Genomic DNA, 12,718 nt, shown 5'->3' with positions numbered 1-12,718 from the left:
GCGGCGGGCGGCGCTCAGCAGGCGCAGGCCGGAGGCTCGGCCCCGGTCTCGCGGCGGCGTTCGAGCAGGACGGTGTCGCGCCAGCGGCCGTGGTGGCGGGCGATGCGCTCGCGCACCCCGACGGTGCGGAACCCGGCCTGGTGGTGCAGGGCCAGCGAGGCGCGGTTCTCGGGGAAGACCGAGGTCTGCAGCGTCCACAGCCCCCCGGTGTCGGCCTCGGTGACCTGCCGGTACAGCAGCGCCTTGCCCACGCCCCGGCCGCGCGCGGCTCCGGCGACGTACACCGAGGTCTCGGCGACCCCCGTGTAGGCCTCGCGGGCCGAGACCGGGGCGGCGGCGGCCCAGCCGGCCACGGCGCCGTCGAGTTCGGCGACCCAGCGGTGGCCGGGGAGCCACTTGTCCTTCAGGGCGTCGACCGGGGGCGCCTCGGTCTCGAAGGTGGCGTCGCCGGTGGCGATGCCCTCGGCGTAGATCTCGCGGACGCGTTCCAGGTCGGCGTCGGCCATCGGGCGGGTGGCGACGTCCCCGGGCAGGTCGGTGGGGCAGCAGGGGCGGGCGGCCAGCAGGCCCATGACGGCGTCGGCGGCGTGCGGCAGGCCGACGCAGCAGGCGGGGTTGACGGCGACCCGGGTGGAGGTGCCCACCCGGGTGAGGGTCACGAACCCGACGTCGGCGAGCTTGCGCAGGTGGTGGGAGACGGTGGGCTGGCGCAGGTCCACCATCTCGGCCAGTTCCCCGACACCGACCGACCCCGGGGTCGTGGCGATGGCGTGGAGCAGCCGGACGCGCATGGGTTCGGCCAGGCAGGCGAACCAGGCGGCGTAGGTCTCGGCGTCGAGGGCGGACAGGGAGTCCGGGGTCGTCACGGTCATGCGCTCATTATCGACCACGATCTATGGTTGCGTCCATCGACATACATCTATAAAGTTTCGCTCCATAGACACCGATCGATGAAAGGGTGTGTCATGGACGAGGGTCTTCCCGTCGTGGTGATCGGAGCCGGGCCGGTGGGGCTGGCCGCGGCCGCCGAACTGGTGGGGCGCGGCCTGCCGGTCGTGGTGCTGGAGCGCGGCGACCGGGCCGGGGCCGCCGTGTCCGAGTGGGGGCACGTGCGCCTGTTCTCGATGTGGCGCGACCTGGTGGCCCCCGCGGCGGAGAAGCTGCTCACCGCCGCCGGCTGGACCCGCCCCGCCGACGGCGGCTACCCGACCGGCGCCGAGTGGGTCGGCTCCTACCTGGCCCCGCTGGCCGCCGCCCTGGGCGGGCGGGTGCGCTTCGGCGCCGAGGTGACCGGGGTGAGCCGCCTGGGCCGCGACCGGGTCGTGGACTCCGGGCGCGCCGGACGGCCGTTCACCGTCCGGGTGCGCACGTCCGGCGGCGAGGAGCGGCTGCTCGCCCGCGCGGTCGTGGACGCCTCCGGCACCTGGGGCTCCCCCAACCCGGCGGGCGGCGACGGCCTGCCCGCCCTGGGCGAGGCCGACGCGGCCGGGCGCGTCTCCTACCGCGTCCCCGACACCGCCGACCCGGCCGGGCGGGCCCGCCACGCGGGGCGGACCACGGCGGTGGTCGGCAGGGGGCACTCGGCGCTGACGGCTCTGGTGGCCCTCGCCTCCCTCGCCGAGGAGGTCCCGGGCACCCGCGCGGTGTGGGTGCTGCGGCGCGGAGCCGTGGGCGACGCCTTCGGCGGCGGGTCCGCCGACCGGCTCGCCGGGCGCGGCGCCCTGGGCCTGCGCGCCAGGGCCGCGGTGGAGGCCGGGCACATCGAGGTGGTCACCGGGTTCCGCACCGCCGAGGTGCGCCCGGACGGGGACCGCCTCGTCCTGGTGGACGACGGCGGCCGGGCCCTGGAGCCGGTCGACGAGGTGGTGGCCCTGACCGGGTTCCGCCCCGACCTGTCCTTCCTGTCCGAGATCCGACTCGGCCTGGACGCCGCCCTCCAGGCGCCGGTGGAACTGGCCCCGCTCATCGACCCCAACGTGCACTCCTGCGGGACGGTGTACCCGCACGGGGCCACCGAGCTGTCCCACCCGGAGGAGGGGTTCTTCCTGGCGGGGATGAAGTCCTACGGGCGCGCCCCCACCTTCCTGGCCCTGACCGGGTTCGAGCAGGTCCGCAGTATCGCCGCCCACCTGGCCGGGGACCGCGAGGCCGCCGCCCGCGTGGAGCTGACCCTGCCCGAGACCGGTGTCTGCGGCGGCGCCGGCCTGTTCGACGACCCCGGTGCCACCAAGGCCGGCGCGGACGGCTGCTGCGGTCCCGCCCCCGAGGCGGAGCGGCCGTCCCCGGCGACGGCCGGCGCCGGCCTGCTGACCGTTTCGCCGCTGCCGCTGCTCACGGCCGCTCCGACCGCCTCCGCGGGCGGCGGGTGCTGCGGCGGCGGGGACTCCCCGCGCCCGGCCCGGGCCGCCGACCCGGACCCGCTGCCGTGACGCCGGGATCCGGCGGGGGAGCGGACTCCGCGGAGGACGCCCTCCTCACCGTGATCGGGGCGGGGCAGGCGGGGCTGGCCGCGGCGCACGCCTCCTCCCGGCGCGGTGTGCGGGCCCTGGTGCTGGAGGCCGCCGGACACCCCGGCGGCTCCTGGCCGCACTACTACGACAGCCTGACCCTGTTCTCCCCCGCCCGGTTCTCCGGCCTGCCCGGCCGGCCGATGCCCGGCGACCCCGACCGCTACCCACGCCGCGACGAGGTGGTGTCCTACCTGCGGGACTACGCCGCCCGCCTGGACGCCGACCTGCGCTGCGGGCACCGGGTGGAGCGCGTGGTGCGCGACGGGGACGGGTTCCTCCTCACCCTCGCCGACGGCTCCCGGATCCGCTCCCGGGCGGTCGTCTCCGCCACCGGCGGCTTCGCCCGCCCCCACCGGCCGGAGCCGCCCGGCCTGGCGGACTTCACCGGGGCCGTGCTGCACGCGGCCGAGTACCGCTCCCCCGAGCCCTTCGCCGGCCTGCGGGTCGTGGTGGTCGGCGGCGGCAACTCCGGGGTGCAGATCGCCGCGGAACTGGCGGGGACTGCACGTGTCACCCTGGCCACCCGCTCCCCGGTGGCCTGGGCGGAGCAGCGTCCCCTGGGCCGTGACATCCACTGGTGGTTCGTGCGCAGCGGCCTGGACGCCGCACCCCTGGGACGGCTCTGGGCGAGGGCCCCGGTCCTGGTGAACGACGACGGCCGGTACCGGGCAGCGGTCGCCGCCGGCGCCCCGGACCGCCGGGAGATGTTCACCCGCTTGGAGGGGGACGAGGTCACCTGGGCCGACGGCAGCGTGGAGAGGGTGGACGCCGTCCTGCTCGCCACCGGCTACCGGCCCGCCCTGGACCACCTCGCCCCGACCGGGGCGCTGGACCGCGAAGGGCGCCCGCTGCACCGCGGCGGGGTCTCCACCGCCGTCCCCGGGCTGGGGTACGTGGGGCTGGAGTTCCAGCGCACCTTCGCCTCCGCGACCCTGCGCGGAGTCGGCCGCGACGCCCGGCACGTCGTCCGGCGGCTGCTTCCGTGACCCGGGGGCGGCGGTGCGCCGCCCCCGGTCAGGGGCCCTGCTCCAGGGAGCGGACGATCTCGGCGACGGCGGTCTTGGCGGTGCGGCCCGCACCGATGAGCGTCGCCGAGACCGGGCCCGTCCAGTCGCCGTAGCCCAGCAGGTGCAGCCGCGGCTCGGCACGGGAGCGGTTGCCCCGGACCCCGACCCGGCCCCGGTCGTCGAGCACCCCCAGCGGGGCCAGGTGGTCCAGCACCGGGCGGAAGCCCGTGCACCACAGGACCGCGTCGAAGTCGGCTGCGGTCCCGTCCGCCCAGACCGCGCCGGTGCGGGTCAGCCGCTCGAACATCGGCTCGGCCTTGAGGACTCCTCGGTCGCGGGCCTCCCGCACGCTCGGCACCATGACGATGTCCCCGGGCGGCCGCTCGGCCGTCCCGTCGAGCACCCGGCGGGTGGCCCCGGCGAACAGGGCGCGCCCGTCCAGGCCGTCGGGCATGAGGCGGGGCGGCCGGGCGGTGACCCACGTGGTGTCCGCGACCCGGGACAGCTCGGCGAGGATCTGCGCCGCCGAGTTGCCGCCGCCCACCACGGCGACCCGGCGCCCGGCGAGCGCCTCGGGGCGGCGGTAGTCCACCGTGTGCAGCTGCTGGCCCGCGAAGGCGTCCCGGCCGGGCACGTCGGGGACGTACGGGGCGCGCCAGGTGCCGGTGGCGCTGACGACGTGGCGGGCGGTCCAGTCGCCGTGGTCGGTGCGCACCCGCAGGGCGCCGTCGGCGCGCTCGACCGCGCCCGCCCGGACCGGCCGGCGCACGGGCAGGTCGTAGCGGCGCTCGTACTCGGACAGGTACCACGCGACGTGCGCGGCCGAGGGGTACTCCCGGCCGGGCTCCTCGGGCATCCACCAGCCGGGCAGCATGCTGTGCCCCGCCGGGGAGAACAGCCTCAGCGAGTCCCAGTACTCGGGCCAGGAGCCGCCGGGGCGCCCGGCGGCGTCCAGGATCACGAAGTCCGCCTTCGCCCGGCGCAGGAAGTACCCCGCGGCCAGCCCGGCCTGGCCGCCGCCGATGACCACCACGTCCGCGGCGCTCATCGGGGCCCCGGGGCGAAGCGCCCGCGCAGGGCGAGGGACACGTACACCAGGCCGACCAGCACGGGCACCTCGATCAGCGGCCCCACCACACCCGCCAGCGCCTGCCCGGAGGCCACGCCGAAGGTCGCCACGGCCACCGCGATGGCCAGCTCGAAGTTGTTGCCCGCGGCGGTGAACGCCAGCGTGGTGGTGCGCCCGTAGTCCATGCCCAGCGCCCTGCCCAGGGCGAAGGTGCCGAACCACATGAGGACGAAGTAGGCGAGCAGCGGCAGGGCGATGCGCGCCACGTCCAGCGGCCGTTCGATGATCCGGTCGCCCTGGAGGGCGAACAGCAGCACGATGGTGAACAGCAGCCCGTACAGGGCCCACGGGCCGATCCGCGGCAGGAACGCCGACTCGTAGCGCTCCCGCCCCATGCGCTTCTCGCCGACGCGGCGGGTGAGGAACCCGGCCGCCAGCGGGACGCCGAGGAAGATCACCACGTTGAGCGCGATCAGCCACGGGGAGGCGTCGAGCCCGCCGGTGTCCAGGCCCAGCCACCCGGGCAGCAGGTCCAGGTAGAACCAGCCCAGCAGGCCGAAGGCCAGCACCTGGAAGACCGAGTTCAGCGCGACCAGGACGGCGGCGGCCTCCCGGTTCCCGCAGGCGAGGTCGTTCCAGATGATCACCATGGCGATGCAGCGGGCCAGGCCGACGATGATCAGCCCGGTGCGGTACTCGGGCAGGTCCGCCAGGAAGATCCAGGCCAGGGCGAACATCACCGCGGGGCCGACGACCCAGTTGACCACCAGGGACGAGAGGAGCAGGCGCCTGTCCCGGGTGACGGTGCCGAGGCGGTCGTAGCGGACCTTGGCCAGCACCGGGTACATCATGACGAGCAGGCCCAGGGCGATGGGCAGCGAGATCCCGCCGACCTCCAGTGCGGCCAGCGCCTCGTCCAGGCCGGGGACCAAGCGGCCCAGCCCCAGCCCGGCGGCCATGGCGAGCAGGATCCACACGGCCAGGAACCGGTCAAGGAAGGGGAGCTTCGCGACGACGGCCGGCCCGGCCTGCGGGGTTCCGTCCAGGCGTGTCATCAACAGGCCCGCTTCCGGTCGGCCGCGCCCGTGGCGCGCGCGGTGGCGGCCACCCGCGCCAGGTCGGCGGAGAGGGCCTCCAGGCGTTCGGGGACCAACCGGTAGTAGGTGAAGCGGCCGCAGGGCTCGGTCTCCACCAGGCCCGCCTCGCGCAGGACGCGCAGGTGGTTGGACAGGTTGGTCTGGCGGGCCCCGGTCTCCTCCATGAGGTGGGTGGTGCACAGGGTCTCGCGGGACAGCAGGGAGAGGATCCGCGTCCGCAGGGGGTCGGCGAGCGCCTTCAACAGGTCAGCGTCGACTGATATCAGCATGCACTGATATTATCCCGGCACCGGACGCGCCCGCCCCGGACACCCGGGGGCGGCCCGGCCGACCTCCACCGAGACGAAACGGGAAGTCCCACCATGACCTCCGACGACAGGCCGTCCGTGCTGTTCGTGTGCGTGCACAACGCGGGCCGCTCCCAGATGGCCGCCGCCTGGCTGGCCCACCTGTCCGAGGGCCGGATCGAGGTCCGCTCGGCCGGGTCCGCGCCGGCCGACGCCCTCAACCCCGCCGTGGTCGAGGCCATGGCCGAGGTCGGCATCGACATCACCGGCCGGCGTCCCAAGCTCCTCACCGCCGACGCCGTCGAGGCCTCCGACGTGTGCGTCACCATGGGCTGCGGCGACACCTGCCCCTTCTTCCCCGGCAAGCGCTACCTCGACTGGGAGCTGCCCGACCCCGCCGGGCGGGGCGTGGACGCGGTGCGCCCCATCCGCGACGAGATCCGCGAGCGCGTGGAGGCGCTCATCGGGGAGCTCCTGCCCCGCTGAGCGCCTCCCGGCGTCAGTGGCAGCGGCCCTCGTCCGGGTCCTGTGCGGCGCAGTGCGCGGAGGCGCTCGGCGGGACGTCCAGCGTGGGGTTGCGGTCGAAGAACCCGACCGGCCGCAGCCGGAACCCGGTGCGGTCCACCGGCATGATCGGCCAGTCCTCCGGCCGCGGCGCGTGGGTCAGCCCGAAGGTGTGCCACACCACGACGTCCCGCCCGTCGATGGCCCGGTCGTCGGCCGTGAACGCGGGCAGACCCGCCCCGCCCGGGTGCCGGTTGACCAGGTCGCCCGCCGGGTAGCGCTCGTCCTCGTCGTGCGCGGTCACCCACAGGTGGCGGGTGGCGAAGGCCGCCCGGGCCGCCACCGACGACGACGGGTCCGCCAGCAGCACCGGCTTCCCCTCCGGGTGCAGGGCGTAGGCGACCGGCCGGCCCAGGTGGTTGCGCACCTGCGGGTTGGAGATGTGCCAGACCCGGTCCACCGACGCGTCGGCCGTGCGCCGCGCCTCCAGTTCGGTGGCGAGCACCGTGCGCTTCTGGGCGAAGGCGTTGCCGCGCGGGTTGTCCGGCCCGACCGGGACGCGGACGGCGTCGACCTCCTCCACCCGGTGCGTCGTCCCGTCCACGTTCATGTCCAGCCGCGCGCAGAACAGGTGCTGGTGCAGCGGCGCGCCCAGCCCCGGGGCGACCTCGGAGGCGTAGGGGTAGTCCCCGCCCGGGTACGCGCTGGTGAACACGATGCCGGTGGCCTTGGCCTCGAACTCGATGGTGCCGTCCAGGTACAGGTACCAGAAGAAGCCGTAGTCGTAGTTGCCGACGGTGGTGAAGAACGAGACCACCATCCGGCGCTGGCGCCGGGTCTCGGAGGAGCCCGCCCACAGGTCGGTGTGCTTCCACAGCACCCCGAAGTCCTCCTCGTGCAGGCACACCGCGTTGGGCAGGGTCCGGGGCGCGCCGGACTCGTCGGCGATGACCGCGTCCATGTAGGTGATCTCGCCCAGGCAGTCGCAGCCCAGCCGGAGCGCGTTGGCGTAGCGCCCCACCATGTACTCGCCGGTGTCGAAGTAGTTCTGCCAGGACCGCACCGGGGACGGGTCGCCGTAGGGGACGACCATCTCGGCGATGGACGCCCGGTGCACGACCGGCCGGTCGCGGCCCCTGTCCCGGTCGTGGAACGACACCCGGTGCAGGACGAGGCCCTCCCGGGCGTCGAACCCGATGCGCAGCGACCAGTTCTCCCAGGTGAGCAGGTTGCCCTCCAGGGTGAAGCTCGGCCCCTGCGGCTGGGTGATCTCGATGGGGCGCTGGGTGGTGCGGTGCGGTCCGGTCACCGCCGGGTCGGTGTAGTTCCCCGACACCGACGGCACCGGGACGGGGCCGAAGTCCAGCACCCGGTCGACCCTCCCCGCCAGCACGTCCACGTAGGCGACCAGGCCGTCGACGGGGTGCGCCCAGGCGTGGTCGGCCGCGTGCTCCTGCACGAAGGCGAGCCCGCGCAGGATGCGGCGGCCCCTCTCCTCGGGGTACTCGTCGTCGTAGACGCCCGCGGACAGGGGGGCCACGCGCACGGTGGCGGGGTCCAGGCCGCGGTCGCGCAGGGCCGCCAGCCAGCGTTCGTCGGCGGACAGGACCCGCTCGACCAGCTCGAACTCCTCGTCCAGCACGGGCGGCTGCCCGTCTGCGACCGGGTCCAGGACCCGTTCGGAGTCGACCCGGCCGCGGGTGAGGGAGACGACGAGGTCGCGGGCGGTGCCGGTGCCCACGTCCAGCAGCAGGACGCGCACCCGGCGCTCCACCGGGTCGCCCGGGGTGTACGCGAGCAGGACCTCCTTGGCGGGTTCGGCCAGCCCGGTGTACACGAACCGGGTGGTGTCGGCCAGGTGCCCGGCACCGGCCAGCAGGTCCCGGGCCGCGGTGATCTCCTCCGCGGTGAGGGCGTCGAGGGGGTGGTGGTCGCTCATGGCGGTCCTGGGTCCTTCCAGGTGAGGGGAACGGAACGGCGTCGGGGCGCGGGGGCGGGGCGTCCGGCCCCGGCGGCGGCTCTGCGGCGGGTCTCAGGCGAGGCTGGTCCAGATGCTCTTGACCTGGGTGAACGCCTCGATGGCGGACCAGCCCATCTCGCGGCCCAGCCCCGAGTCCTTCATCCCTCCCCAGGCCGCGGCGGCGTCGAGCATCGGGGGCATGTTGATCCACACGGTCCCGGCCCTGACCCGGGCGGCCAGCCGGTTGGCGGCGCCGATGTCGCGGGACCAGATCACCGCCGCCAGCCCGTACCGGCTGTCGTTGGCGCGGGCGACCAGCTCGTCGGGGTCGTCGTAGGGCAGCACCGACAGGACCGGGCCGAAGATCTCCTCGCGGGCGATGCGCATCCCGTCGGTGACCCCGGAGAACACGGCCGGGCGCACGAAGTACCCGTCCCCGTCCTCCAGAGGTGCGCGGTCGTGCAGGTGGGCGCCCTCCTCCCGGCCGATCCGGACGTACTCCTCGGCGCGGTCGCGCTGCTCGGCGGAGACCAGAGGCCCCAGCCGGGTGGCACCGTCCAGGCCGTGGCCGAGCTTCATCGAGGCCGCCCCGGCGGCGAGCTTCTCGGCGAACTCGTCGTGGCGGGCGGCGTCCACGTAGAACCGGGTGTAGGCGGCGCACACCTGCCCGGAGTTGAGCAGGCCGCCCATGAGGTTGCCCGCCACTGCGGCGTCGATGTCGGCGTCGGCGGTGATGATGGACGGCGCCTTGCCGCCCAGCTCCAGGGACACGTGCTTGAGGTCGCGCCCGGCCCCGGCGGCGATCTCCCGCCCGACCTCGGTGGAGCCGGTGAAGGACACCTTGGCGACGTCGGGGTGGGCGACCAGGGCGCGGCCCACCTCGGGGCCGCCGGTGACGACGTTGACGACGCCGTCGGGGAACCCGGCCTCGCGGACCAGGGCGGCCAGGCGCAGGGTCGTGAGCGGGGTCTGCTCGGCGGGCTTGACGACCACGGTGTTGCCGGCGGCCAGGGCGGGGGCCAGCTTCCACACCAGGATCATGAGCGGGAAGTTCCACGGCGTGATGAGCGCGCACACGCCCAGGGGTTCGCGGCGGGTGCGGTAGTCCACGTCGGGGACCGACAGCGGGGCGGTGACGCCGGTGATCTTGGTGACCCAGCCGGCGTAGTAGCGCAGGTGCTCCACGGCGTTGGGCACCGAGAAGCCCGCGCTGACCGCCAGCGGCTGGCCCTGGTCGGTGGTCTCCAGGGCGGCGAACGCCTCGGCGTCGGCCTCCAGCAGGTCGGCCAGGCGCAGCAGCAGGCGGGCGCGGGCCGCCGGGAGCAGGCCGCCCCAGGCGTCGGAGCCGAAGGCGCGGGCGGCGGCCGCGACGGCGGCGTCCACGTCGGCGGCGGTGGCCTCGGGAACCTCGGCGATGACGCCGCCGGTGGCGGGGTCGACGGTGGCGCGGACGGCGCGCCCGGCGGCGGGGACCGGGGCGCCGTCGATGAGCATGTCGGTGTGCAGGTCGGTGTGGCGGTGCTCGGCCATGGGGCGTCCCTTCGTCGGTTGGGGCGTGAGCCTAGGCACAGTGGTGGCGGGCGGGTCTCCGTTCTGCGCACGGGCGGTCGCCGTTCCGTGCACGGCGCCCGCTCCGCCCGGCCTGTGCTTGTCCGGGTTTCCGTGACCGGGCTAACATCCGGTCAGGACGCGGGGAGGGAGCAGGGCGTGGAGGGAGCGCAGGCCACCGACCGGCTCGACCGCTTCGAGGCGGAGGCGTCCCGGGCGTTCGCCCCCCTGCGCATGCGCCGGGCGGACGAGCGGCCGTTCCGGGGCTCGTTCGCGAGCACCCGCGTGGACGACGTGGTACTCACCCGGATCACGGCCGCGCCGGTGCTGGTGCGGCGCGAGCCGTCGTCCATGAGCTCCACCGACCCGGAGCTGTTCAAGGTCGCCTGGCACGTGTCGGGGCGGGCCGGGGTGGCGCAGAACGGGCGCGAGTGCCTGCTGTCCCCCGGCGACCTGGTGGTCTACGAGACCGGACGCCCCTACGAGCTGCCGTTCTGGGAGCCCTACGACACCGTCGTGATGGGGGTGCCGCCGCGCCTGTTCGGGGCGCACGCCGCGGTGCTGCGCCGGCGGACGGCCGTCCCGGTGCGGGCGGGCCGCGGGCTGGGCGGGGTGGTGGGCGCGCTGTTCCAGGGGGTGTCCGGCGGGGCCGCGGCCGACCTGGGCGCGGGCGGCCGCCACCACCTGGCGGCGGCGCTGGTGTCACTGGTGTGCGCGGCGTTCGCCGACGCCGCCGCCGCGGCGCAGGACGAGGACCCCTGGGAGCGGATCCGGGCGTACTGCCTGGCGAACCTGTCCGACCCGGGGCTGTCGGCGGAGTCGGTCGCCCGGGCGCACGGGATCTCGACCCGCTACCTGTACAAGCTGTGCGCCGAGCGCGGGTTCGCCCCGGGCCGGTGGATCCGCGGCGAGCGGCTGGCCCGCATCCGCCGCGACCTGGCCGACCCGGCGCTGGCCGACCGCGGCGCGGCGGCGATCGCGGCCCGCTGGGGCGTGCTGGACGCCGCCCACCTGGGGCGGATGCTGCGCGCGGAGTTCGGCGAGACCGTCCCCGAGATCCGCGCCCGCGCCCGGTCCTGAGCCCCCGGGGGCGTCCCGGGTCCGGGTGTCAGCGGGGTTCGACGAAGGCGGCCAGCTGGGCCAGGGAGGAGGCGATCCCGGTCGCGTGGTCCTCGGCGGAGATGCCCGGCGGGACGTCCTCGGCGGTGACGGTCACCACGGTGCCGCCGCCGTCGGGGGCGAGCGCCCAGGTCATCGTCATGGTCCCGGCGAAGGCGGGGTCGTCGGAGTCGAACACCGCCTTCTGGACGACCCGCTCGCCGGGGACGAGGTCGGCGAAGCCCACCTCGACGACGTCGGTGTCCGCGTCGGTCTTGCCGCGGCCCGGCTCCCGGTAGGTGAGGGTCAGCCGGAAGCCGCCGCCCGGGCGCGGGTCGAAGTGATCCATCCGGCCGGTCATCCCCTCGGGGGGCAGCCACCGCTCCAGCGCGGCGGGGTCCAGCAGGGCGCGGTAGACGTCCCCGGGCGGGGCGGCGATGCGCCGCTCCCCGCGGTCGACGCGCTTCCCGGTCATGGCACTCCCCCGTTCGTGCGTGCCCCGCCACCCTCCCACGCCCCGCCGACGGTTCCGGGCCCCGGCGGGGGACGGCCCGCCTCGCCGGGGGCACCCCGGACCCCGGCCGGGTGCGCGGTCCCGTCCGGCGGGCGGGACCGCAGCAGGTCACTTCTTGCGGCCGACGCCGGCGTACTCGGCGACCGGGCGGATCTCGCCGATCTCCGTCTCCAGGGGGCGCCACAGCGAGCAGGAGACCACGCCCGGCTCCAGCAGCTCCAGGCCGTCGAACAGCGCCTCGACGTCCTTGGCGGTGCGGACGGTGAGCTTGGGCGTGCCCTTCTCGTTCCAGGCGGCGGCGACCTGGTGGGCGCGCTCGCGGTCGATGTCGTCCACGGGGTGGGAGACCACCAGGAAGCTGCCCGGGGCCAGGGCCTCCAGCAGGGTGTCCAGGACGTTCCGGACCTCGGCGTCGTCGTCGATGAAGTTCACCACGCCGAGCAGCATCAGCGCGACCGGCCGCGACAGGTCCAGGGTCAGGGCCGCCTTGGCGAGGATGCCCGCGGGGTCGCGCAGGTCGGCGTCGATGTAGTCGGTGACGCCCTCGTCGGTCCCGGTGAGCAGGGCGCGGGCGTGGGCGAGCACCAGCGGGTCGTTGTCCACGTAGACCACGCGCGCGTCCGGGGCGATGCCCTGGGCCACCTCGTGGGTGTTGTTGTGGGTGGGCAGGCCGGTGCCGATGTCGAGGAACTGGCGGATCCCCTCCTCCTCGGCGAGGTGGGTGACGGCGCGGACCAGGAAGGCCCGGTCGGCGACCGCGTTGTCCACGATCTCGGGGAAGAACGAGCGGATCTGCTCGCCCATCTCGCGGTCGACCGGGTAGTTGTCCTTGCCGCCCAGCCAGTAGTTCCAGATGCGGGCGTTGTGGGGGATGGTGGTGTCGATCTTGGGGGGAGTATCGGAGGTCACGTTCCTTCTTCCTGTCCGGGAGCGGCGCCGGGACGCCGTTCGCGCGATATGCCGCCCAGTAAACGGTTCCGGAGCCCCGCGGGCAAGTACCGACGATCCCTCGACCCACATTCTTCAAATATTTCGCATTAAGGACATGCGCCCTCTGTCGGGATACCCGGTGCGAAAATCACGGGCGGCCCCGCCGCCCGGCCGGTAGTTTTCCGATGACCCCA

The 12,718-nt window shown here is 75.2% G+C and carries 12 protein-coding genes; 4 read left to right on the top strand and 8 right to left on the bottom strand.

Annotated elements, in window-relative coordinates; genetic code table 11:
* Positions 1–14: 14 nt before the first annotated feature.
* Positions 15–872, bottom strand: coding sequence for a metalloregulator ArsR/SmtB family transcription factor (locus tag ABZ249_RS24175; protein ID WP_355266919.1), 858 nt, complete (start codon positions 870–872; stop codon positions 15–17).
* Between the two features lie 93 nt (positions 873–965).
* Between ABZ249_RS24175 and ABZ249_RS24170 the strand changes: the two genes are divergently transcribed.
* A complete protein-coding gene (locus ABZ249_RS24170) occupies positions 966–2,429 on the top strand; it encodes an FAD-dependent oxidoreductase (RefSeq protein ID WP_355266916.1) in 1,464 nt (487 codons plus the stop codon).
* Positions 2,426–3,496 (top strand): NAD(P)-binding domain-containing protein, encoded by a 1,071-nt coding sequence (locus tag ABZ249_RS24165; RefSeq protein ID WP_355266913.1) that lies wholly within the window; start codon positions 2,426–2,428, stop codon positions 3,494–3,496. The genes ABZ249_RS24170 and ABZ249_RS24165 overlap by 4 nt, the downstream gene beginning before the upstream one ends.
* A 28-nt stretch (positions 3,497–3,524) precedes the next feature.
* Here ABZ249_RS24165 and ABZ249_RS24160 read toward each other — a convergent pair whose 3' ends face one another.
* From ABZ249_RS24160 to ABZ249_RS24150, 3 genes are read right to left on the bottom strand one after another with little or no spacing between them, the layout of a single operon-like run.
* A complete protein-coding gene (locus tag ABZ249_RS24160) occupies positions 3,525–4,565 on the bottom strand; it encodes an ArsO family NAD(P)H-dependent flavin-containing monooxygenase (protein ID WP_355266910.1) in 1,041 nt (346 codons plus the stop codon).
* The gene (gene arsB, locus ABZ249_RS24155) at positions 4,562–5,641 is read right to left on the bottom strand and encodes an ACR3 family arsenite efflux transporter (RefSeq protein ID WP_220560636.1); all 1,080 of its coding nucleotides are present in this window, start codon (positions 5,639–5,641) and stop codon (positions 4,562–4,564) included. Before arsB ends, ABZ249_RS24160 begins: the two co-directional genes overlap by 4 nt.
* Positions 5,641–5,952: a metalloregulator ArsR/SmtB family transcription factor gene (locus ABZ249_RS24150; protein ID WP_220560635.1), complete on the bottom strand. Its 312-nt coding sequence runs from the start codon at positions 5,950–5,952 to the stop codon at positions 5,641–5,643. Before ABZ249_RS24150 ends, arsB begins: the two co-directional genes overlap by 1 nt.
* A gap of 93 nt (positions 5,953–6,045) precedes the next feature.
* Here ABZ249_RS24150 and ABZ249_RS24145 point away from each other — a divergent pair, with 93 nt between their 5' ends.
* Complete coding sequence (locus ABZ249_RS24145) at positions 6,046–6,456, top strand: arsenate reductase ArsC (protein WP_355266906.1); 411 nt, start codon at positions 6,046–6,048, stop codon at positions 6,454–6,456.
* A gap of 13 nt (positions 6,457–6,469) precedes the next feature.
* Here ABZ249_RS24145 and ABZ249_RS24140 read toward each other — a convergent pair whose 3' ends face one another.
* Positions 6,470–8,413, bottom strand: coding sequence for a primary-amine oxidase (locus ABZ249_RS24140; protein WP_355266903.1), 1,944 nt, complete (start codon positions 8,411–8,413; stop codon positions 6,470–6,472).
* Positions 8,414–8,506: 93 nt separating this feature from the next.
* Positions 8,507–9,964, bottom strand: a complete 1,458-nt coding sequence (locus ABZ249_RS24135) for an aldehyde dehydrogenase family protein (RefSeq protein WP_355266900.1) — start codon at positions 9,962–9,964, stop codon at positions 8,507–8,509.
* A gap of 177 nt (positions 9,965–10,141) precedes the next feature.
* On the opposite strand from ABZ249_RS24135, the gene ABZ249_RS24130 reads away from it, so the two are divergent.
* Positions 10,142–11,062: an AraC family transcriptional regulator gene (locus ABZ249_RS24130; protein ID WP_355266897.1), complete on the top strand. Its 921-nt coding sequence runs from the start codon at positions 10,142–10,144 to the stop codon at positions 11,060–11,062.
* Positions 11,063–11,090: 28 nt separating this feature from the next.
* On the opposite strand, the gene ABZ249_RS24125 is transcribed toward ABZ249_RS24130, so the two are convergent.
* Together ABZ249_RS24125 and ABZ249_RS24120 are read right to left on the bottom strand one after the other, a co-directional pair.
* Entirely contained in the window at positions 11,091–11,555 is a 465-nt protein-coding gene (locus ABZ249_RS24125; RefSeq protein ID WP_355266894.1) for an SRPBCC family protein, read from the bottom strand.
* A 147-nt stretch (positions 11,556–11,702) separates the two neighbouring features.
* Complete coding sequence (locus tag ABZ249_RS24120) at positions 11,703–12,503, bottom strand: SAM-dependent methyltransferase (protein ID WP_355266891.1); 801 nt, start codon at positions 12,501–12,503, stop codon at positions 11,703–11,705.
* Positions 12,504–12,718 lie beyond the last annotated feature (215 nt).

The organism is Nocardiopsis sp. NPDC006139, from assembly GCF_040614155.1.
Taxonomy (GTDB): Bacteria; Actinomycetota; Actinomycetes; order Streptosporangiales; family Streptosporangiaceae; genus Nocardiopsis; species Nocardiopsis changdeensis.
This window is presented reverse-complemented; position numbering and strand designations above follow the sequence as displayed.

Excerpts from the sequence above, each read along its gene's own strand:
- ABZ249_RS24175 (WP_355266919.1), bottom strand. The coding sequence starts at position 872 with ATGACCGTGACGACCCCGGACTCCCTGTCCGCCCTCGACGCCGAGACC.
- ABZ249_RS24170 (WP_355266916.1), top strand. The coding sequence starts at position 966 with ATGGACGAGGGTCTTCCCGTCGTGGTGATCGGAGCCGGGCCGGTGGGG.
- ABZ249_RS24160 (WP_355266910.1), bottom strand. The coding sequence starts at position 4,565 with ATGAGCGCCGCGGACGTGGTGGTCATCGGCGGCGGCCAGGCCGGGCTG.
- arsB (WP_220560636.1), bottom strand. The coding sequence starts at position 5,641 with ATGACACGCCTGGACGGAACCCCGCAGGCCGGGCCGGCCGTCGTCGCG.
- ABZ249_RS24150 (WP_220560635.1), bottom strand. The coding sequence starts at position 5,952 with ATGCTGATATCAGTCGACGCTGACCTGTTGAAGGCGCTCGCCGACCCC.
- ABZ249_RS24145 (WP_355266906.1), top strand. The coding sequence starts at position 6,046 with ATGACCTCCGACGACAGGCCGTCCGTGCTGTTCGTGTGCGTGCACAAC.
- ABZ249_RS24140 (WP_355266903.1), bottom strand. The coding sequence starts at position 8,413 with ATGAGCGACCACCACCCCCTCGACGCCCTCACCGCGGAGGAGATCACC.
- ABZ249_RS24135 (WP_355266900.1), bottom strand. The coding sequence starts at position 9,964 with ATGGCCGAGCACCGCCACACCGACCTGCACACCGACATGCTCATCGAC.
- ABZ249_RS24125 (WP_355266894.1), bottom strand. The coding sequence starts at position 11,555 with ATGACCGGGAAGCGCGTCGACCGCGGGGAGCGGCGCATCGCCGCCCCG.